The sequence below is a fragment of the Mucilaginibacter sabulilitoris genome (genome assembly GCF_034262375.1).
In the GTDB taxonomy this organism is placed as follows: domain Bacteria; phylum Bacteroidota; class Bacteroidia; order Sphingobacteriales; family Sphingobacteriaceae; genus Mucilaginibacter; species Mucilaginibacter sabulilitoris.
This window is the reverse complement of record NZ_CP139558.1, coordinates 2,291,346-2,312,821: the sequence shown is the minus strand read 5'-3', so window position 1 is coordinate 2,312,821 and position 21,476 is coordinate 2,291,346. Positions and strand designations below refer to the sequence as shown.

At 44.0% G+C, this 21,476-nt stretch carries 21 protein-coding genes; 7 read left to right on the top strand and 14 right to left on the bottom strand.

Annotation, left to right across the window (positions count from 1 at the left end; translation table 11 throughout):
• Positions 1-80: 80 nt before the first annotated feature.
• From SNE25_RS09935 to SNE25_RS09900, 9 genes are all read right to left on the bottom strand, one after another.
• Positions 81-431, bottom strand: a complete 351-nt coding sequence (locus SNE25_RS09935; protein ID WP_321564943.1) for a hypothetical protein — start codon at positions 429-431, stop codon at positions 81-83.
• 135 nt (positions 432-566) lie between these two features.
• Positions 567-827 (bottom strand): hypothetical protein, encoded by a 261-nt coding sequence (locus SNE25_RS09930; RefSeq protein WP_321564942.1) that lies wholly within the window; start codon positions 825-827, stop codon positions 567-569.
• A 25-nt stretch (positions 828-852) separates the two neighbouring features.
• A complete protein-coding gene (locus SNE25_RS31860) occupies positions 853-1,104 on the bottom strand; it encodes a JAB domain-containing protein (RefSeq protein ID WP_407667040.1) in 252 nt (83 codons plus the stop codon).
• 62 nt (positions 1,105-1,166) lie between these two features.
• Positions 1,167-1,688: a hypothetical protein gene (locus SNE25_RS09925; protein ID WP_321564941.1), complete on the bottom strand. Its 522-nt coding sequence runs from the start codon at positions 1,686-1,688 to the stop codon at positions 1,167-1,169.
• Position 1,689: 1 nt separating this feature from the next.
• On the bottom strand, positions 1,690-2,913 hold the full coding sequence (locus tag SNE25_RS09920; RefSeq protein WP_321564940.1) for a hypothetical protein: 1,224 nt from the start codon (positions 2,911-2,913) through the stop codon (positions 1,690-1,692).
• A 2-nt stretch (positions 2,914-2,915) separates the two neighbouring features.
• Positions 2,916-4,850 (bottom strand): type II secretion system protein GspD, encoded by a 1,935-nt coding sequence (locus tag SNE25_RS09915; RefSeq protein ID WP_321564939.1) that lies wholly within the window; start codon positions 4,848-4,850, stop codon positions 2,916-2,918.
• A 6-nt stretch (positions 4,851-4,856) separates the two neighbouring features.
• On the bottom strand, positions 4,857-6,296 hold the full coding sequence (locus tag SNE25_RS09910; RefSeq protein ID WP_321564938.1) for a GspE/PulE family protein: 1,440 nt from the start codon (positions 6,294-6,296) through the stop codon (positions 4,857-4,859).
• A complete protein-coding gene (locus SNE25_RS09905) occupies positions 6,281-6,814 on the bottom strand; it encodes a hypothetical protein (protein ID WP_321564937.1) in 534 nt (177 codons plus the stop codon). Before SNE25_RS09905 ends, SNE25_RS09910 begins: the two co-directional genes overlap by 16 nt.
• Before the next feature lies 1 nt (position 6,815).
• Positions 6,816-7,241 carry a type IV pilin protein gene (locus SNE25_RS09900; RefSeq protein ID WP_321564936.1) on the bottom strand — a complete coding sequence of 142 codons (426 nt, stop codon included), beginning with the start codon at positions 7,239-7,241 and terminating at the stop codon, positions 6,816-6,818.
• A 664-nt stretch (positions 7,242-7,905) separates the two neighbouring features.
• Here SNE25_RS09900 and SNE25_RS09895 point away from each other — a divergent pair.
• The 5 genes from SNE25_RS09895 (at position 7,906) to cysN (ending at position 13,448) form a co-directional block, all read left to right on the top strand.
• A complete protein-coding gene (locus SNE25_RS09895) occupies positions 7,906-9,318 on the top strand; it encodes a CCA tRNA nucleotidyltransferase (protein ID WP_321564935.1) in 1,413 nt (470 codons plus the stop codon).
• Between the two features lie 39 nt (positions 9,319-9,357).
• The gene (locus tag SNE25_RS09890; protein WP_321564934.1) at positions 9,358-10,017 is read left to right on the top strand and encodes an IS1096 element passenger TnpR family protein; all 660 of its coding nucleotides are present in this window, start codon (positions 9,358-9,360) and stop codon (positions 10,015-10,017) included.
• A 175-nt stretch (positions 10,018-10,192) separates the two neighbouring features.
• Positions 10,193-11,107, top strand: a complete 915-nt coding sequence (gene miaA / locus SNE25_RS09885) for a tRNA (adenosine(37)-N6)-dimethylallyltransferase MiaA (protein ID WP_321564933.1) — start codon at positions 10,193-10,195, stop codon at positions 11,105-11,107.
• A gap of 89 nt (positions 11,108-11,196) precedes the next feature.
• The gene (gene cysD, locus SNE25_RS09880) at positions 11,197-12,102 is read left to right on the top strand and encodes a sulfate adenylyltransferase subunit CysD (RefSeq protein WP_321564932.1); all 906 of its coding nucleotides are present in this window, start codon (positions 11,197-11,199) and stop codon (positions 12,100-12,102) included.
• A 101-nt stretch (positions 12,103-12,203) separates the two neighbouring features.
• A complete protein-coding gene (gene cysN / locus SNE25_RS09875; protein ID WP_321564931.1) occupies positions 12,204-13,448 on the top strand; it encodes a sulfate adenylyltransferase subunit CysN in 1,245 nt (414 codons plus the stop codon).
• A 740-nt stretch (positions 13,449-14,188) separates the two neighbouring features.
• Here cysN and rfbA read toward each other — a convergent pair.
• From rfbA to SNE25_RS09850, 5 genes are all read right to left on the bottom strand, one after another.
• Positions 14,189-15,049 (bottom strand): glucose-1-phosphate thymidylyltransferase RfbA, encoded by an 861-nt coding sequence (gene rfbA, locus SNE25_RS09870; RefSeq protein ID WP_321564930.1) that lies wholly within the window; start codon positions 15,047-15,049, stop codon positions 14,189-14,191.
• Positions 15,050-15,437: 388 nt separating this feature from the next.
• Complete coding sequence (gene rfbD / locus SNE25_RS09865; protein ID WP_321564929.1) at positions 15,438-16,292, bottom strand: dTDP-4-dehydrorhamnose reductase; 855 nt, start codon at positions 16,290-16,292, stop codon at positions 15,438-15,440.
• Between the two features lie 27 nt (positions 16,293-16,319).
• Entirely contained in the window at positions 16,320-16,874 is a 555-nt protein-coding gene (gene rfbC / locus SNE25_RS09860) for a dTDP-4-dehydrorhamnose 3,5-epimerase (RefSeq protein ID WP_321564928.1), read from the bottom strand.
• Positions 16,875-16,959: 85 nt separating this feature from the next.
• A complete protein-coding gene (gene fcl, locus SNE25_RS09855) occupies positions 16,960-17,904 on the bottom strand; it encodes a GDP-L-fucose synthase (RefSeq protein WP_321564927.1) in 945 nt (314 codons plus the stop codon).
• Positions 17,905-17,958: 54 nt separating this feature from the next.
• Positions 17,959-19,044, bottom strand: coding sequence for a mannose-1-phosphate guanylyltransferase (locus SNE25_RS09850; protein ID WP_321564926.1), 1,086 nt, complete (start codon positions 19,042-19,044; stop codon positions 17,959-17,961).
• Positions 19,045-19,278: 234 nt separating this feature from the next.
• Between SNE25_RS09850 and SNE25_RS09845 the strand changes: the two genes are divergently transcribed.
• Both SNE25_RS09845 and SNE25_RS09840 read left to right on the top strand, forming a co-directional pair.
• Positions 19,279-20,541: an oligosaccharide flippase family protein gene (locus SNE25_RS09845; RefSeq protein WP_321564925.1), complete on the top strand. Its 1,263-nt coding sequence runs from the start codon at positions 19,279-19,281 to the stop codon at positions 20,539-20,541.
• Complete coding sequence (locus tag SNE25_RS09840; protein WP_321564924.1) at positions 20,534-21,463, top strand: glycosyltransferase family 2 protein; 930 nt, start codon at positions 20,534-20,536, stop codon at positions 21,461-21,463. Before SNE25_RS09845 ends, SNE25_RS09840 begins: the two co-directional genes overlap by 8 nt.
• The last annotated feature ends 13 nt before the right edge of the window (positions 21,464-21,476 follow it).

Here is a 21,476-nt window from a genome sequence, read left to right as displayed (position 1 = left end):
TTCTTACAAAAGCAACCAAAGTATTCGGTTAACTAATCGGTTACCTTTGGCATTTTAAAAAGTATAACTCATTGAAAATGTTATCGATATTGGTATAGTTCGAGTCCCGTCCATCCTAAAACATGATCCATTTTATGTTGAAGCCTAGTTCTCTTTTCGGGATTTTCAGATGTTCCCATGCCGTCAACCAAATACTCAATTAAAAGCGTGTAGTGATCATCTGTATCTATCTGCTCATACCCTTCCTTTATTTTTTGGTCTATGGTACTTTGAATCTTCTTACGAAAGGTTGAGAACAAGCCGGAATGAACTTCGACACTTTGTCCATCTTGACCGATGACTCCCCAATGAATGATACCTGTTTTATCATCCTTGTCCCATGTTTCCCAATAGTGGATAGCTTCATTATCTTTTTTATACAGCTTCAACATACGTTTAGATTCTAATAATCATGCAGCTAATATAATGTCTTGAGAACGCCCGGCGAAATCGAAGTATGGGGAAAGAGCCTACCTGATTGGTAAGCTCTTATATGATTTTGATTCTGTACCTTTTAAGAAGTCAGCTTAGTTGTCCTTTACGAAACGTAAGGAACCTCTTTCGTTGGTTGCTCCAATGATATCTGTAACAATTGCATCGGGTTCGCCATCTTGTTGATAGATATTAAAGTATGTAGGAACATTATAATCAGGTAATATGGATGTGGTGAAAAATACTACATCTGTGCCTTTGCTATCATAACCACCATTTGCAAAGAACCCTACAGCCAAAACATTGAAGTTTGACGCATTGGTGCCTGTGTTGCTTTGCCATCCTGTTTTAGCCATCAGTCTATTTACATGATTAAATAGGTTACAATAACCCACTATCAGTAAATGAAGAATACCCATCTGTTGTTACAATGATATGATCTAACACCTGAATATCTAAAACTCTTCCAGTTTCTTTAATTCGTCTGGTCATGTTGATATCATGCTCACTTGAATTCAGATTACCGGATGGATGGTTATGTGCCAATATCAAGCAATGAGCACAACTTAATAACGCTGATGCGAAAACCAACTTTACGTCTACGAAACATTCTGCCATTCCTCCCGTACCGATTGTATAAATACCCGGTACTTGTCTTTCACAAAACGCAAACTAAATTTACTTTAGAGGTCGGATCACCTGCTAATCTCGAGTAAAACTTCCAGAACAGGCGTCCCTGGTACTGAAGAAGCTTGTTTACGCTCTGCCCGGTAGACCAACGACCTGGGTACTCCGATACCCGGGGTCGATTCCAACTGGTACAGGAACCGGTTCAATGAAAAGAAGTCACCGGTAAACCGCAGCTTTTGCAGCATGGCGCGGTCGGTATGAAAGATATCCGCATCTGCCGGGACGCCGGTAAGCCGGACATGCTGCTTTTCCGCCAGGCTCGCGATCACGCTGATGGTGTTGCTCCGGAACAGCGCCGTATCAGAACGGTAAAGCGACAGCGTCTGCTCCAGGTTCCTCGATTTTCGCGTCATATAGCCCGGCTGATAGCTCAGGTCGTTCCCAGCCGCCAGTTCCCTGTTCAACTCCTTGTAATGATGCCAGTCCGCCATGGTCCTGGAAAAGGCCAGTTCGTAGCAAATCAATAACAGCAGTACGCCACCTATATACACCAGGTAATCTTTTCGAAAAGGCCAGTATTTCCACATATCAGTAGGTAATGAAAAGGGTAAACACCCCGGTGTTTAGTTCATTATTATAATCATAGCTCTGCAGCTGGACATCCTTAACCCATTTACGGCTCCTGACCCGGGCGATCCACTCATTCACGGGGATAATCTGCGGGCATATCCCTTTAACCACAATGCGCCGGTCGGCAAACTTCAGCGCGCGCTTATCCCGGCTTTCCCTTTCATCGACGGGGTTGACCGCGACTTCCTGCCATATAATCTCCGGCGGCAGCAGCGAAGCGATATCGTCCACCCGGATACTTTTCCTGCCGCCCCCATCCCAGCCCAGTTCCCGGAGCAGATGTTCTTTTTTATTCACCCGGGTGATGAGCCGCTCTCTTTCGTTCGTATTTTGCGCGCTGCTGCTGACCTGACCGGCCAGTTTTTCAGTGGCTTGTTCCAGCCAGGAAAAGACGAGGAAGTTACAGAGCAAAGCCACAAAGCAGACCAGCAGCACCGCAAACGCCTTCACCCGGATCTTTTTCATTTCCAGCACCTGGTTAAAGGTTGTTTCCAGGGCGGGCACACCGGCCCGGACCGGATCGAACCTGGTGGACAGCACCAACTGGAATACCGATGCATAAGGGATGATCAGTCTTTGATCAACCGGCTCGTTCTCCAGCTTTAGCGGGAAAGGCGCCGGTGCCAGTTCGGGTTCCTCGTAACGGAAGGCCGTCCAGTTCAGCGACGCATCCCGGGAGATCCGGTTCCCATTGAAGACCACTTCCTCGTTATAGACATTCAGCTGTGGTAAAATATGTTGTGCCGGGAACGGTCCCAGGCTGAGCATCAGTACCCGGAAACCCTGACTGCTTAACGCGTTTATCCAGGCATCCGCCTCCGAGCGGCGAATGATCGCGGCGAAAGACAGGTCCCCGGAACGAAAATGCTGCACATAAAAATCGGCCCATACCGCGTTGGGCACCAGATTCGAAAATTCATCCGGCCCTATGCTATTTACTCCCGGGAGCTGTTTGTATAAAATCCCCTTCCCGGAAATATTCAGCGCTACCGGCAGGCTGGTGTCAAATCGTTTAGCCAGTTCTTCCACACCGTCAATGGCCGGAACCTTCTTCTCCAGGTGCAGTTCCTTGTTTTTCACCATCACCTGGCAGCCGTCCAGTTGAACGATTCCGCCCCGGTCCGTCGTGACGCTGATCCCGACCGCATGGTTGATGCTATAGTAACTTTCCAGCAGCGGCATGGTTAGCGGATAATGGTTGATTTGATAAAGAGTACCGTCAGCACTTTTGCGTTGGTCTTGCTCCGGCTGCTGAACAGCCATTTGAGCACCGGGATCCGGGACAGCAAAGGTATCCCCGAAGCGCTTTCATCCGTTTCGGTCCGTTCCAGTCCCCCGAGCACGATGGTATCGTCACTATGTACCCGCAGGCTGGTCTCAAATTTATTCGTAGACTGCGGCGGCGGCGACCCGTCTGTCGGAAAAGAGGTAAAATCGGAAATATTAACAGTAATGCCCAACGTGACCTGGTCATTCCCGGAAACGATCGGTTTGATATTCACCGACAGGTCTGCGTTCACTTCCTGGAACACATTTGTAAAGATGGTTTGGGCGCTTGTCGTAAAAGGCACCAGGTTCTGCGTGGTATTTTTATAATAACGTTTATTACCCATGCTCAGCTTGGCGGAATGCCCGTTCAGGGTAGCCATTTTGGGTACCGAACGGATATCAATATTGTTCTTCGCTTCCAGCGCGCTCAGGGTCAGGTAAAAATTCGGCGTCACATGGCCCAGGTTCAGGGAAGTGAATTTACTCATACTGCCTAAAAAGTCGTTCAGCGGCTTGGACCCGAAAGTATAGTTCAGACCGGATAACACGGTTCCACCTGTTTTGACACTGTCCGATACCCCGGCGGAAATACCGGTGGATACCGTACGCGTCTTATGGACGTCCACCATAATCACTTCGATGAGTACAACCGGTACCAGTTGATCCAGTTGCTTGATAAAAGTCTCCACTTCATTGATCTGGGCGGCGGAGCCGGACAGCATAATGGTATTCTGATCCCGGAACTCCCTGATCTCCATCCCCCGCTTCCAGTCAGCCGGGATCATGGATACAACGGTATCGATCGTCCGGTTCTCCAGATGCACCGCCTTAAAAGTACGCAAACCTTCCAGTTTGCGGTCCCCGATCAGGTAAACCCCTTTTTCGGTATGAAAGGTAAATTCCGTGCTTTTAAATACGAGGTCGAGGAAAGTATCATAACTGACATCGCTGACATGCATCGTAATCACGCCCTTTATATCGGAATACAGGGAGTAGCTTTTGCCGGTTTCCTGTGAGGCCTGTTTCACCAGGTCGAGTATGGGTGCGTTAACCGCGTCGACGGAGATCAGCTTCTGCCCGTTCATCACCCGGACAAAAAGGCCGTTCATGCCGGCCGGGGTCGCAGAAGGACCGGAAGGCCGGAAAGCCTTTCGTACGCCGGTATGGTGGTCGCCGTTGACGTACAGCTCCTCGTTTTCTCCGAGCGGCTGGAAGACATAAAAATCATCCGTAGTCCGGACCATCTTGAGCTCATTACCGTAGGCGAGCTTTTCCATCGCGGTCTCAAAAGGCGCTTCCCGGATAAACGCGCTGACACGCTTCCCCTGCAGCACACCCGGTACGATCACGTTTTTGCCAGATACCTCCGTAATTTTCCTGGCTACAGCGGGCAGGCTGTCATTATCCAGTTCCAGGGAAAGCAGGTTTCCCGGAGCGGCGTACTTTACTTTAATTTCCTTTGGCGGCGGCTTCAATAGTCGGTTCGGATCCCGGTAGGGCGTGACATAAATAATAGAACCTACCACCGAAATGTCCAGGTCGTATTTCTGCGCCAGCAGTACCAGGATATTCTCCGCGGTTACCCCGTTAAACGTATCGTTTACCAGAAAGTTGAGCGAGGGATCAGCGCTGATGCTCAAATCGTTGGCACGGGAGAGCGCCCCCAGGTACTGCTGTATGGATACCCCGGTGACCATCAGCTGAACCTTTTGCTTCAGCCCGGGCACCAGACTAGCCGCATTGTCCAGTTTCTGCTGAACCGCCTGTGCCCGGTCGGGTTGCTGCGCCAGCAGGTCTCTGGTGCTCAGCACCAGCAATATCCATAAAATACATGTAAATATTTTGTGCATAGGCAATTAATAATTAAATAACAGCGGATAAATCTCCTCTAAAGTGGTATCGCCCTCGCTAAAAATACGGAAGGCATTTTCGGCTAGCGTCCGTATACCGCGCGCGTTAAGCAGTTCGGTGATCTGCGCATTGCCCGATTTGATCTCACGGGCCAGTTCCAGGTCGACCGGAATCACTTCGTATACGGCCTTGCGTCCCTTGTACCCGGTGTGATAGCACTGCTCACACCCCCCGGCTACATAATGATGGCTGACCTCGTAATAGGGTTTAAACTGCCCCGGATAAAGCGTGTCGCTAAACGCCTTCCGCACTTTACAATGTGGGCACAACAACCGGATCAGCCGCTGCGCGGCCGCGGTATTCAGCGTATCGGCCACCTGAAAGGCAGGGACACCCATATCGATGAGGCGCGAAACGATGCCCCAGGCGGAATTGGTGTGGATGGTGGATAATACGAGGTGACCGGTAAGCGCTGCCCGGATCGCCATACCTGCGGTTTCCGGATCACGGATCTCCCCGACCATGATCACATCCGGATCCTGCCGCAGGAACGTCCGGAGCGCGGCTCCGAACGTCAGCCCGATAGATTCCCGCAATTGCACCTGGTTGACCCCTTCCAACGTGTATTCAACAGGATCTTCTATCGTCAGGATATTCCTGGTTTCTTTGTTCAGCAGTTTCAGCGTGGCATAAAGCGTGGTCGTTTTACCGGACCCGGTGGGTCCGCTGATCAGCAACAAGCCATTTGGCCGTTTGGCACCCTGCAGGTAGTTGGCCAGGTCGGTGGCACCAAAGCCCAAACTGTCCAGTTCAATCCCCGCGGCATCATTATTCAGCAACCTCAGCACCACCTTTTCCCCGTAAAGCGTCGGCAGCACCGATACGCGGATATCAAACTGGTATTGCTGGTGGCTAAAGTTGATCCTGCCATCCTGCGGGAGCCGTTTTTCGGCGATATCGAGTTCCGCTTTGATCTTGATCTTGTTGATCAATGCGGGGTAATTTTCGCTTTTGAGCAGGTGGCGTTCTACCATGTTCCCGTCGATCCGTATCCTCACCCGGCATTTTTTTTCATAACGCTCGATATGAATATCACTGCTCTTCAGGTTTTTGGCTTCCCGGATGAGCTGGATCAAAAAGTCCTCCGCATTCTGGTTCACAGGGGTCAATACCTGGCCTGCGGCAGCCGATTCCTGCATATAATATTGGGACAGCAGGCGGGAAACTACCTCTTCCCCAACCGGGAACAAACGGATCTCCAGACCGGATATGATCTCCAGCTCTTCCTTCAGGGCTTCCATATCGGCCTGTTCTTCGCAGTAAAGTTCCAACATGCCGGGAGCAGCCTGTTTGGGCAATACGCGGTAATGCCAAGCCTGTTCCCGGGAAAGCATATGCAGGTGCGCGGTCCGCAGCACAATGGGGTCTGTCAGTTCCGGTTCCATGGTGTATATAATTGCAGCAGCCAGCCATCATCGGTTACACCCTGGTGGAAATACCACCAGTCGCCGGCCAACAAAAAGATCAATAACAGGGCCTGTATGCCTGCCAGGGGGATCTGCCGATTTTTATTTATCCGCCACCATACCAGTTGTATCAGCCCGGCACTGGCCAGGCTGCTCACAAAAAAGAACAGGAAGTTTAATACAGACAGACAACAGGCAGTCACCAGGAAGAACAATATATCCCCGCTTCCCAGGTAATGATCGGTGATCCTGACCAGTTGCCGGTTTTTGATCAGTACATACAGGGTAAGGAGTAACAATATGACTGCCAGCACGCTGACATTGACCAGTAGCTGCGGCCATACTTCCGCAATCAATTCCCCTGACAGCAACCGGAGCGCCGCAATTCCAGCCAATAATAAAGGAAAAATGACCCAGGAAACCGCACGGTACCGGAGGTCCTGTATCCAGACCAGGGCCAGTAAAGACAACACCAGAATTTGTAAAATCAGCTGCACGTCAATCTTTGGTAACTTCTTTCAGAACCTTGTTTTCATTGATCTCCCACACATTGAAGGTACCGTTGCCGTTAAAGTCCACCACGGCGGTGGCGCGGGCGGTAAACCCGGTGTTGTTCGCGCTGGTGATCTCGATCCGGTAATTGGCCCGGGCGTCCTGACCGTCAGTGACCAGCTTCTCCTGGACAAATCCCAGCTCATCAAAATCTGTGGTATATTTGGAGTACTCGTAAAAATAGCTTTTTTCCAGAGTCTGCAGGTGTTCCAGTTGCAGTTTGGCTTCCGTCGACTTGGCCCGGGTCACCACGGACAACAAGTAAGGCAGGGCAAGAAAAGAAAGTATACCGATAATGATCAGCACCACCAGGATCTCTGACATGGTATAAGCTTTCAGGCGTTTGTTCGGAAAAGGTTTAAGGTATCTCACGGATATTATCCCAATAACATAATAATCACGAAGATAAATATTATATTATATATCTATACAAAAATTCTTTTTTGTTACAAACAAATTTCCAATTATTTGCACAAGCACTATTTTCAGCGATACTCCTAACAATTCGGTATTTACCTACTCGACTATTGGCATAGGCCGTAATATCGTTATGTTTGCTTATTGCCAGACAAAGTTGGTTTATCAAAACAACGTCCGGCCCCTGTAAGGTTTTTTATATCTCACCCTTTGGCCTGCCAAGGTTATTAAATCTCTTTCAGTAGTGATCCAAACAAATTGTTTCAACAGCTTCTTTACTACTATCATTAAATAAAATACAAATTATTATTTTTACAGTTCAAATTGCTGGTCATCAATGGGGAGTAAGACACCAACAAGTCCTGAAAAAGCGCTTAGTACAACAAGTGTTCTCGTATTCCAAACGCAAATACTAACAAAATTAGTAAATATTCATTTCCGGAAAGTATAAAAAGTATTTTGTCTTAAGAATAGCACCAGTAATAATTATCATTCATTTACCAAAACTCATTTTTTTGTTTTAGAATTTAGAGCTTAAAATTTAGCATTACCTTTGCACTTTGTTTTAAAGCTTAAAAATCAGAATTTAGGTTTTAGAGCTTAGCATTTATTAAAACTCATGAAAGCCCACCTGCAGCATCCCATATTTTCTATCATATCAAAACTTGCAGCCGAGCATGATCAGCAGGTTTATGCTATCGGGGGCTTTGTACGCGATATTTTTTTACACCGCCCGTCAAAGGATATCGACATTGTTATTATAGGCAATGGCATAACCTTTGCCGAAACCGTGGCGGCAAAACTTAAGGTAAAAGTTGCTGTATACAAAAATTTCGGTACCGCGTCGCTTAAATACCATGATCTGGAGATTGAGTTTGTCGGTGCCCGCAAAGAGTCATATCGCCGTGATTCGCGCAAACCCATTGTGGAGAACGGCACCCTGCAAGACGATCAGAAACGCCGCGATTTTACTATCAATGCACTGGCCATATCCCTGCATCCCGACACTTTTGGCGAATTACTTGACCCATTTGGTGGCGTTGCCGATCTGGAGAAAAAGCTGATCAGGACGCCCCTCAACCCGGCCGAAACCTTTTCTGACGATCCATTACGCATGATGCGGGCCATCAGATTTGCCTCACAGCTAAATTTCAGGATTGATGATATTGCAGTGGATGCTATTAAAAACAATGCCGACCGTATCAATATTATCTCGCAGGAACGGATAACGGATGAACTTAATAAGATCATCCTGTCGCCAGTGCCATCTATAGGCTTTAATTATTTGTTTGATACCGGCCTGCTGCATAAAATATTCCCACAGATGACCAACCTTTACGGGGTTGATTATATTGACGGTAAAGGTCATAAAGATAATTTTTACCACACTTTGCAGGTACTCGATAATATCAGCGAAACCACTACCGACCTGTGGTTGCGCTGGGCTGCCATATTGCATGATATTGCCAAACCTGCCACCAAGCGCTTTGAAGCCGGTCACGGCTGGACGTTTCATGGCCATGAAGATCGTGGCGCCCGCATGGTTCCTAAAATATTTGCCCAGTTAAAACTACCGCTGAACGAAAAAATGAAGCAGGTGCAAAAACTGGTACAGCTGCATTTACGACCAATTGTGTTATCGCAATCCATCGTTACCGATTCGGCAGTACGCAGGCTGCTTTTTGAGGCTGGGGATGACATAGAGGCACTTATGCTGTTGTGTAAAGCAGACATAACTACCAAAAACGAATATAAGGTTAAAAAATATCGTAACAATTTTGAGCTTGTTCAACAAAAATTAAAAGATGTTGAAGAGCGCGACAGCATCAGAAATTGGCAGCCTCCCGTTACCGGGATCGATATTATGCAACTTTTTGGTATAAAAGAAGGCCGGGAAGTAGGCATTATTAAAAATCAGATACGCGAAGCCATACTTGAAGGCGAAATTCCTAACAATCGTGAAGCTGCCATTCAATTTACAATTGCCAAGGGTTTGGAAATTGGCTTAAAAGTTGTGGCAGCACAAAATTGAATTAAAAGATTATTTTTGTCCCCAAAATTTACTAATAAAATGGCACTATACAGGTTTAGGGTTACTTTCGAGGATTATGATGATGTGATAAGAGAGATTGATGTAAAATCAAATCAAACCTTCGAGGATCTTCACCGCGCAATACACCAGTCAACCGGATATAATCCGGAGTTTTCGTCTTCTTTTTATATCAGTAATGATCAATGGACAAAAGGTGAGGAAATTACCTATTTGCCCAACCAAAAAAGAATTGACCGTGGTGTATCACTAATGAGCAATGTAAAGCTGCTGAGTTTTATTGATGACCCGCATCAGAAGTTTTACTATACCTTTAATTTCGACCGCCCGTTTGATTTTCATGTGGAACTGATGAAGATCATTCTGGATGAAACAGCGGGCACCGTTTACCCTGCTGTTATAAAATCGGTTGGTGAAGCGCCTAAACAATTTGGCAACGTATTTAATCCCACCATTATACCACCAACCAGTGAAGACTTTGACTTCCTGAACGAAATGGCTTTCAACCCGGAAGATACTGAAGATTTTTCTGAAGTAACAGATACTGAAGTAGATGAACTACCGGAAGAAAAACACGAGGAGGAAGAAGAAGAGGACGATGAATTTGGGAACGAATTTGCCGACGACGAAGGCTTTGATGATGACGACAAGCCACATCGTGGCGGCGGTGATGATTATTAAATAGATCACTATTTTAAATAATTAAAATGTCATTGCGAGCGTAGCGTGGCAATCTCTTCAGGACAGTTAGCACGCTTGTTTAATTACCCGTGTGCTGATTAGCATAAGGAGATTGCCACGCTACGCTCGCAATGACATTTTTTATAAGCTCTTTTGTTAAATCATGACCCAAGCCATGAAAACCCTTATTGTTGTTGCAGGCCCTACAGCCGTGGGTAAAACAGCGGCGGCAATTGAGCTGGCTAAACACTTTAATACCGTTGTGGTATCGGCCGATTCAAGGCAGTTTTTCAGGGAGATGGCTATTGGTACCGCCAAACCAAACGCGGCAGAACTGGCAGCCGTAAAACATTACTTTATTGATTCACACTCGATTGCCGAACCCTTTTCGGTAGGTGATTTTGAAAAACAGGGGCTTGCATTGCTTGATGAACTTTTTAAAACCCATCATCATGTTGTTTTGGCAGGCGGCTCTGGTTTATACATTAAAGCCATTTGCGAAGGTTTTGACGAACTACCCACTACTGATCCGGCTATACGCGAAAAACTAAACCGTGAATTGGAAGAAACTGGCATTGCCAGCCTGCAGCAAAAGTTAAAACTGGCAGATCCGGATTATTACAATGAAGTAGATTTGGGAAACCCTCAGCGTATTATCAGGGCGCTGGAGGTTTTTGAGAGCTCGGGTAAACCCATTTCATCATACCGGCAGGCCACAGTGAACAAGCGTCCGTTTCGTATTATTAAACTGGCCCTTAACCTCCCGCGCGAAGTGCTGTACAACCGCATAAACGAGCGTGTAGATGTTATGATACAACAAGGTCTGCTGGCCGAAGTAAAAGCCCTGCTCCCCCACCGTCATTTAAACGCTCTAAACACCGTGGGCTATACTGAATTGTTTGATTATTTTGACGGAAAAACCAGCCTTGAAAAAGCAATTGAAATGATAAAACAAAACACCAGGCGTTTTGCCAAGCGGCAGCTCACCTGGTTCCGCAAAGACAGTTCTTTCCATTGGTTCCAGGCCAGCGACGCAGATGTGATCAGCCAGATGATGAACATGATAGAAAATCAGGAAAACATAGATTAAATACCAATTTAATGCGTATAAATTGCTAATATTGCAGTTTGATTGCTAAATACTACTATTTAGGTGGATTTAGCGGGTTTTTATTTAACATGCACAAATATTATCTTACTCATCTGCAGGAATTAGAATCAGAGGCCATTTATGTTATCAGGGAAGTTGTGGCCCAATTTGATCGTCCTGCCATTCTGTTTTCGGGCGGAAAAGATTCCATAGTTGTAACCCACCTGGCACGTAAGGCCTTTTGGCCTGCCAAAATCCCTATGCCGCTTATACATATTGATACCGGGCATAACTTCCCCGAAACAATGGCATTCAGGGATAAACTGGTTGATGATCTGGGTGTACAGCTTATTGTTGGCTCGGTACAGGAGGCTATTGATAAAGGCCGTGCGGTTGAAGAAAGTGGTATTAACGCCAGCCGTAATGAACTGCAGATAGTTACACTGCTTGATGCAATTGAAGGTAATAAAATTGATGCTGCTATTGGAGGTGCCCGTCGCGATGAGGAAAAAGCACGTTCAAAGGAACGCTTCTTTTCGCACCGTGATGAGTTTGGCCAGTGGGACCCTAAAAACCAACGCCCCGAGCTTTGGAATATATTTAACGGCCGTAAAAGAATGGGTGAGCACTTCAGAGTGTTCCCTATCAGTAACTGGACCGAAATGGATATATGGAACTACATATTGCAGGAAAATATTGCTATCCCTTCGCTTTATTTTGCCCACAACCGTGAGGCCGTTTACCGCGATGGCACCTGGCTGCCGGCATCCGAGTTCCTGGTATTGCGCGATGGTGAAAAAATTGAGAACAAGCTGATGCGTTTCCGCACCCTTGGTGACATTACCATTACCGGCGGCATCGAATCTGATGCAGATACACTTGAAAAAATTGTAGCTGAAGTGTCGGCCACCCGCAGCACCGAACGTGGTAACAGAAGTGACGATAAACGCTCTGATACTTCAATGGAAGACAGGAAAAAACAAGGTTATTTTTAAAGAAGGATTCAAGTAGCTAGTATCAAGGCAGCTTCATAAAGCGGCATTATCGTTTTTAAAAATCTTGATACAAGCTATTTGATACTAATGAGACTTAAATTATGGAACTATTACGTTTTACAACAGCCGGTAGTGTAGATGACGGAAAAAGCACGCTCATCGGCAGATTATTATACGATTCCAAATCAATCTTTGAAGATCAGATGGCAGCCGTAAAGCAATCGAGCGAAAGGAAGGGGCTACAACATATCGACTTGTCTTTACTTACTGATGGTTTACGTTCTGAGCGCGAACAGGGTATTACCATTGATGTAGCATACCGTTACTTTGCCACGCCAAAACGCAAATTTATAATTGCCGATACCCCAGGTCATATCCAATATACCCGTAATATGGTTACAGGTGCATCTACTGCCAACCTGGCCATTGTACTGATTGATGTGCGTAAGGGTGTTGTAGAACAAACCTGCAGGCACTCTTTCATAGCATCGCTGTTAAGGATACCGCATATTATTGTTTGCATTAACAAAATGGACCTGGTTGATTATTCTGAAGAAGCGTTTAACAAGGTTGTAGAACAATATCATGCGTTTGCCGGCAAAATTGATGTAAATGATATTCGCTATGTGCCTGTCAGTGCGCTGGAAGGCGATAACGTAGTGAACGATTCAGTAAACATGCCGTGGTATAAAGGCGAAAGCCTGCTGCATACACTGGAAACCATCCATATTGGCAGCGATGAAAACCATGCCGATGCACGTTTCCCGGTACAAACCGTGATACGCCCACATGCAGAAGAATATCATGATTACAGGGGATATGCAGGCCGTATAGCCGGTGGTATATTTAAACCAGGCGATAAAATAACCGTATTGCCTTCGGGATTAACGTCGGCTATCAAATCTATCGATACTTTTGCAGGCCCGGTAGACGAAGCTTTCGCGCCAATGTCTGTTTCTATCACTTTAGAGGATGATATTGATATCAGTCGCGGCGATATGATCATAAAAGACGACAGTGAGCCCGTGGTAAGCCAGGATATTGATGTGATGCTTTGCTGGATGGGATCAAAAGGCCCGCGTCTGGGGGCTAAATACCACTTAAAAAATACTACCCGCGAAGTGATGGCTATTATTAAAGAAGTTAATTATAAGCTCGACATTAACACGATGGAAAAGCTTGAAAATGCCGGCGATATTAAAATGAACGAGATGGCCCGCGTGCGTTTACGTACTACCCAGCCCGTAGTTTTTGATGAATACAGGAAAAACCGTATCACAGGTTCATTGATCCTGGTTGATGAGGCTACTAACGAAACCGTAGCCGCAGGGACCATATTGGTATAAACTAAAGCCCAAACCCAGAAATTAAGCCCGGTCCTTTTTGAAGGAACCGGGCCTTTTTTTGATATCTTATTGGTCAATTCATTTGAAAAATTTGCAATACTAACTCAGAATTCGAACTTGTTACAACGCTTATTTCACACCTTTTGAATCGTATTTTATATTACCTATGTTTGTTAACCATTCAATCGATTTCGTAATATTAACTCACAAAATTCCGTCTGGATTTTACGCTGATTATTGTGAATGACAAAATAGAATTGGTGATTTTCAGCACCTCGCGTTCAATTTTGAACATTATTTAATTTTAACTTGAACTTCCGGTAATATAATTCCGGGGTTAACAAAGATGATCCTGGATTTAAGAGTTTTTAAAAATCAAATATGCTTAATGCACGAATATTAGGATAGGACAGCGCAAAGGTTAAAATCACTGCGGCAATTATGATTACAACAGCTAATGCTAAAAGATAAGGCCTTGCTCCAGTTTTCATGTCTAAAACGACTTATACGTAAAATTTTTGTTAATGTTTCTCCATATAGAATCATTCCTGCCTTTCCGTTCTTTTTACGGAGGTTATGGTAACTGATTGCAAGTCCATCCTGGGTTAGGCTCAATCGCTGATAAAAGTCAGCGTCGCTTGTGGTGATGACGAATTGTAAATGATCAATTTTTATGGGAAATGATTTCCTAGCCTACAGGGCTTAAAGGCTAGTAAATCACAGGTCTGGATACGTTTGAACTATGGCAATAAGCCTTGCAGATATTTGCCGTAACCGCTTTTTAAATATTTATCTATTAATAATTTCAATTGATCGTCATTGATAAAACCGCCACGATAAGCCACCTCCTCAATACAACCAATTTTATATGATTGGCGCTTTTCGATCACACGTACGTATTCGGTCGCGTCGCTTAAGGAATCAAAAGTTCCGGTATCAAGCCACGCTGTACCTTTATCCATCACTCCAACATGCAAATTACCCTGTTCCAAGTAATATTTATTTACATCTGTAATTTCATATTCTCCACGAGTTGAGGGTTTAAGATCTTTAGCAATCTGTATAACACTATTATCATAGAAATATAATCCTGGTACCGCAAATCTTGACTTTGGTTTAGTCGGTTTCTCCTCAATAGATAAAGCTTTAAAATTATTATCAAATTCAACAACCCCATATCTTTCCGGATCAGCCACATGATAAGCGAAAATGGCCGCGCCATCCACATCATTAAAGCCTCTGATGAGTTCGCTAAAACCTGTACCATAAAATATATTATCTCCGAGGATCAAGGCCACTTTATCCTCGCCTATAAACTTTTCTCCAATTACAAACGCTTGCGCGAGCCCGTTAGGTTTTTCTTGTATTGCATATTCAAATTTGCAGCCTAGTTCAGTTCCGTCACCGAGCAAGCGTTTAAACCCATCATTATCCTCAGCAGTAGTGATAATCAATATTTCCCTGATATCGGCTTGCATTAATACCGATAGTGGATAATAGATCATCGGTTTATCATAAATAGGCATTAACTGTTTGCTTATTGCCCTGGTAATGGGATATAGCCTGGTACCTGATCCACCGGCTAAAATAATTCCTTTCATAAATAACTTATATTATAGATTTTTAAAAATAATTATTTTTTATTCATAACCTACAAGCAAAGTCGATAATAACGCATTTTACCGATCACAGAACATTAATACTTATTTATCCGCTCCTGCTTTAAATGATCATAACATCGTTGGAATATTTAAACCTGATCGATCAGTTCTAACTATCACAATCATTAACTTGATACCGATTTCCCTTCTAAAAAACTCAGATTAACGATGAGCGCCGTGGATTACACCGTTCAGCCGCTTGGTTGTATTGTTTCAGATGGCTTCAGTGCCCCTTAATATCATCAAATATTAACTTATCCATCTCCGGGAATTAAAATCAGAGGGCTTTTATGAAATCCTAAAAGTTGAAGAGTATTGATTATAGTACTTATTTTAATCTCTCTAAACAAACGATGAGGCTATCGCGCCAGTAAGGTATCTGGATATTGAACGTGCTTTTGATTTTTGCCTTATCCATTACCGAAAATGCCGGACGTGTTGCCTTGGTTGGGTATTCACTTGTACGTATAGGATAAACTTTTACTTTGCTTCCTACAAGGTCAAATATGCCTTTAGCAAAATCATACCATGAGGTTACGCCTTCATTGCTGTAGTGGTAAATGCCGAAACGCTCACTGTCCGATGTTATGATATCCAAGATAGCCGCAGCGAGGTCGATGCCATAAGTTGGCGAGCCTATCTGATCGGCAATAATTTTCAGCTCCTCACGATCAGCACCCAATTTGAGCATTGTTTTTACAAAGTTGTTGCCATACTCAGAATATAACCAGCTAGTACGTAAAATATAATGACGGGGCAGTATGTCAACAATATCCTGTTCACCTTCCAGCTTGGTAAGCCCGTATACGCTAATAGGTTCGGCTACATCGCTTTCAACAAGCGGATAGGGCTTATCACCTTTAAAAACAAAATCTGTTGATATGTGTACTAATACCGTATCGTGGTTTTTACATTGTGCTGCAAGGTTGGCAGCGCCTGTACGGTTTATTTTCCTTGCTATATCAATATCATCTTCAGCTTTGTCAACCGCGGTATAAGCTGCGCAGTTAATGGCATAGGCAGGTTTATATTGCTCAAACAATTTTGACAGCGCATCAGCATCCAAAATATTGGCTTCACCTTCGGGTGGAAAAAAAATATTGTTGATCTGTTTTGATGCGGCAACAGCTTTTAAGCAATGTCCTAATTGTCCGGAAGCCCCGAAAACTATGATATTTTGCATATTGGTAGTGTGTTTGGTTTCTTTATATTAAAATTCAAAATCAGGGGCATCTTTCAAAAATGGCAATTCTTTGTCCTTATCCGAAACCAGCAGTTCATCATAAGGCAAAATCCAATCAATAGCCAAATCGGTATCGGCATAATGCAATCCGCCTTCTGATTGTTTATTATAATAATTATCGCACTTGTATTGAAAAATGGCAGTATCGCTTAATACAATAAACCCATGCGCAAATCCCCTCGGGATAAAAAACTGCTGATGATTGTCGGCAGACAACCGTATGCTGTAGTGTTGCCCGTAGGTAGCCGAACCTTTACGCAGATCGACTGCGACATCTAATACTTCGCCTTGTGTTACTCTAACCAATTTGGATTGGGCATGCTGGCCTTTTTGAAAATGAAGGCCACGCAATACTCCTTTAGTTGAAAATGACTGGTTGTCCTGTACAAAATGAACCGGATAACCAGCAAAATCTTTAAAAGAATTTTCATTAAACGATTCGAAAAAATAGCCCCGGTCATCGTTGAAAATACGTGGCGTTAAAACAATAAGCCCGTCAATCGGGGTGGAGGTTATGGTCATATTTCGGATTATTTTTCAATACGCAAGCTAGATAAGCTGGTACTTTTTACAAAACTATCAGATATTTTTTAAAAATGATAAATCCTTATCTTTCGTGATTAAAGGTATGCTTATCTATAAAATCGTGATAGGCTAATAAAATGCCTTCTGTTAAAGCCGTGTGATGTTTCCAGCCCAGGTTATGTAATTTACTTACATCCATTAATTTACGCGGCGTGCCATCGGGCTTTGAGGTATCAAAAAATAGTTCGCCTTCAAAGCCAACGACATTTTTTACAAGGTTTGCTAGTTCAGCAATGCTCAGATCTTCGCCCGTACCTACATTGATCAGTTCTTTTTCGTTGTAACTCTCCATTAAGAACAAGCAAGCTTCGGCCAGGTCATCTGCATAAAGAAACTCCCTTTTTGGGTTACCGGTACCCCATATGGTAACTGTTTTTTCGCCATTGAGCTTTGCTTCATGAAACCTACGGATCAGTGCCGGCAAAACATGCGAATTAGTGGAATGATAATTATCGCCGGTACCATACAAATTAGTTGGCATTACACTGATAAAGTTACAACCGTATTGTTCGCGGTAATTTTCGCAAAGCTTTATACCGGCAATTTTTGCTATAGCATAAGGCTCGTTAGTGTATTCCAACGGACCTGTAAGCAGGTATTCCTCTTTTAAAGGTTGGGGGGCCAGTTTAGGATAAATGCAGGAGCTACCCAAAAACATCAACTTTTTTACGTCTGTAACATAGGCCGAGTGTATGATATTACACTCCATGATGAGGTTATCATATAAAAAGTCGGCGCGGTAAGTATTATTGGCTACTATCCCGCCAACTTTTGCAGCGGCTAAAAAAACGTAATCTGGCTTTTCTTGTTCAAAAAAATCAGCTACCGCCTGCTGGTTTCGCAGATCGAGCTCTTTAGAACTTCTGAGCAACAGGTTATCGAAACCATTTTCGCGAAGCTTGGCTGTTATTGCCGAGCCAACCATCCCATTGTGGCCTGCTATATATATTTTACTATTTTTGTCCATAATATCGTTTGTAGTAAACCTTACTTCAGCTGCATAAGGCTCAAATACCCAAACTTAAATATATTTAGTACCGAATTTGCTTTTCACATCGGCCACTACTTGTTTTACATTCTGTTCCTGGTCGCGAGGGCATACCAGCAGGGTGTTGTTTGATTCTACCACGATGTAGTCATGCAGCCCCTGCAATATCACCAGCTTTTCGCCCGGTACATTTACCATACAGTTCGAGGAATCGTACATGATCACTTTTTCTGATGGGATCACCGCATTGCCTACATAATCCTTGTCGGCCAGGTCATAAATGGAGGCCCAGGTACCCAGGTCGCTCCAGCCAAACTCCGAGGGCAGTACATACACATTGTCTGCCTTTTCCATTACACCATAGTCTATCGAAATATTGATGCATTGCTGGTAGGCTTTATGGATATAGGCTTTCTCCTCTTCGGTGTTATAAACCGGACGGGCATCGGCAAATATCTCGTGCATTTCGGGTAAATGCTGGCCAAAGGCCTTCACGATCGCCTCGGCCGACCATACAAAGATCCCCGCGTTCCATAAAAAATCCCCGCTTTGTAAAAACGTTTTGGCTATCTCCAGCGTGGGTTTCTCGGTAAAGGTTTTTACCTTATGAAAATCATGGTGGATCACCTGGTCGGTGTACTGGATATAGCCATAGCCCGTATCCGGCCGCGAGGGTTTGATACCCAGGGTGATCAGGCAGTCATTTTCGGCCGCTGTCTGCAGCGATTTGTCAATGGCGCTTACAAAGGCTTCCTCATCCAGGATCTGCTGGTCTGAGGGGGCTACCACAATAACGGCATTGGGGTTAAGGCGTTCTATTTTAAAACAGCCATAGGCCACACAGGGGGCTGTATTACGCATGACCGGTTCGGTCAGTATCTGCTGGTCGGTTAACTCCGGTAGCTGGCTTTTAACCAGTTTGGTATAGTTTTCATTCGTTACTATATAGATGTTCTCCTGCGGGCAAACTTTCAGGAACCTTTCGTAGGTGTTTTGTATCAGCGTTTTGCCTGTGCCCAATATATCTATAAACTGCTTGGGGTGGGATGATCGGCTGATTGGCCAGAAACGGCTCCCAATCCCTCCCGCCATTATGATCGCATAATTGTTTTTATTCATCTGTAGGATTTTTTATGTAGATAGACGACGGATCAAATCAATCTCCGTCATTTAATTATGAGCTTCTGCAAATAACTCAGGGTTTTATTGCGCCGCTAAGTTAAAACATCTATTCAATTTCCGCGACTGCAAAAAATATAAAAAACTGCTTAAAAGAAAACAATTGGTGTTATATAATCCGTCAGGGTTATCATTAAAATAAGCTAAATTCGCGTTTCAATCAATCGGCCAAAGTTGAAACAAAGAATAATAGACATTTATCAAAAATTAAGGGAAACCAATATCCTTTCCAACTTTCTCAACTTAAGCAGCATCCAGCTTTCCAACATATTGTTGCTGATGCTTATATTCCCCATTATTACCAGAAAAATAGGTATTGAAGCATTCGGCTTCGTGACGCTAGCCAATACTTTTGCCACATTAGCTGGCGTGATCATCAACTATGGCATCAATCAGACCGGCGTTAGAGACGTGGTACTCCACACGAAAGACCAAGTAAAGCTGAGTGCCGTGTTTTACAACGCCATATGGATCAGATCGATGATATTTCTAATATATCTGATCTTTCTTTTCGGCCTTCAATGGAACGGAATGAAATATTATAGCTTGATCATTTTGGCGACACCCCTGGTAATCGCGGAAATACTAAATCCGTTGTTTTTATTTATTGGAACCGAACGACTAAAAATATATAATGTTTCCAATGTTGTTACCAAAGTAATCTCTATTTTATCATTACTTATATTCATCAAAAGTTCCAGGGATGCCGGCTGGGTTAATTTCATTTTGGGTTCGGCCAGCGTGATAACATATATCGGATTATTGATATATGCTATCAAAGAATTTAAACTAGTATTTAGTTTTCCTACAAAATCCGAACTGCTGAAACTTTGTAAAGATAATTTTTACCTCACGGCGAATAATATTTCCGTTCAATTTCAACAGTCTATTATGATTTTCGCGTTAGGACATTTAGGCAATCCGGAATGGCTTGGCGCTTATGCCTTGTGCGACAAGGTGGTACAAACTTGCAGGATGCTGATCATATCTATTTCTAATGCCGTGTACCCAAAATCCGTGCAACTATATCAGCAAGGTACCCGCATTTGGCGTTTGTACAGAAAGAAAATGAAATGGCTGATAAGTGCGATATTCTTTATAGGGTCTATCAGTATTTTTGCATTAGCCGACTTTATTATTTATGTAATATCCGGACAAAGAGATCATACTGCCGTCGTTTTTTTAAGAATCATGTCTCTGGTCCCAACCATTGCAGCAATTAATTTTTTGAATGTTATCGATCAGCTTTTGAAAAACAATACACGATATATATTTCTTATAGCGCTCATATTATTAGGTATATCCCTTCTCTTAGCTTTTACATTGATAAATTTCGGCTGGTATATTTTATTTGCCTCCTTTACCCTGATCCTGGAAATATGTGGCCTGCTAATGTATGAATATACTATAAAAAAAACCTCCTTACACCATGCGTAAGCCTGTTGCCGTTATCTTGGTCAATTGGAATACTGCTGAGTATACAGCAGATTGCATTTCCTCATTAAAACGAAATTGTGATCAAAGTTTGTTCGATATCATAGTTGCCGATAATGGTTCGACCGATGGCTCTTTGGAGACATTACGTGCCAAATTTCCTGAGCTGATGTACATCGACAACCAAGAAAACCTGGGCTTCTCCGAAGGAAACAACCGGGCTCTGATCTACAGCCTGAATATCGGCTACAGTTATTCGCTGATCATCAATACAGATACACTGGTCGAGGAAGATATAATAACTAAACTGTATCAGCACTTACAGCAACATCCCGAGGCCGCCGCCGCGCAGCCTGCTATTTATTGGATGCATAATCACGGGCAGATCTGGAACGGGAATGGGCGATTCAGCGCTGTTCTGGGCAGAACCTTTTCTGACACCAGGATTCCTGACCAATCTCAGGTACCTGCGTATCAAACTGCGGAGTGGTTGACGGGTTGCTGTATGTTGATTCGAAATACGGCTTTGGTGGAGACCGGGCTATTTAATAAGCAGTTCTTTTTATATTACGAGGATGTGGATCTCTCCTTCCGGCTGCGCCAGCGGGGACATCAGCTCCATTATTTAATTTCCTGTAAAATATACCATGCAGCTGGGGTTTCAGCGAAAGTCAACTCAACCAAGGAAGGCGCCTTGAGTCCAGTGATTCATTATTACGTTTCGAGAAACCACCTCTGGCTTCTGCGGAAGTATGGCACTCCGCTGTTTTATCCCATAAACTTCGTTTTTAATGGCCTTTATTATACCGCGTTGCTAATATACTTTAAGTTCCGCGGCAGGCATGAGAAAGCAAGGCAATTAATTAAAGGATTGAAAGAAGGCTTTTTTACCTCAAATCGCCTAATTTGGCCGGAAAATAAATAAATTAACCTCCAGG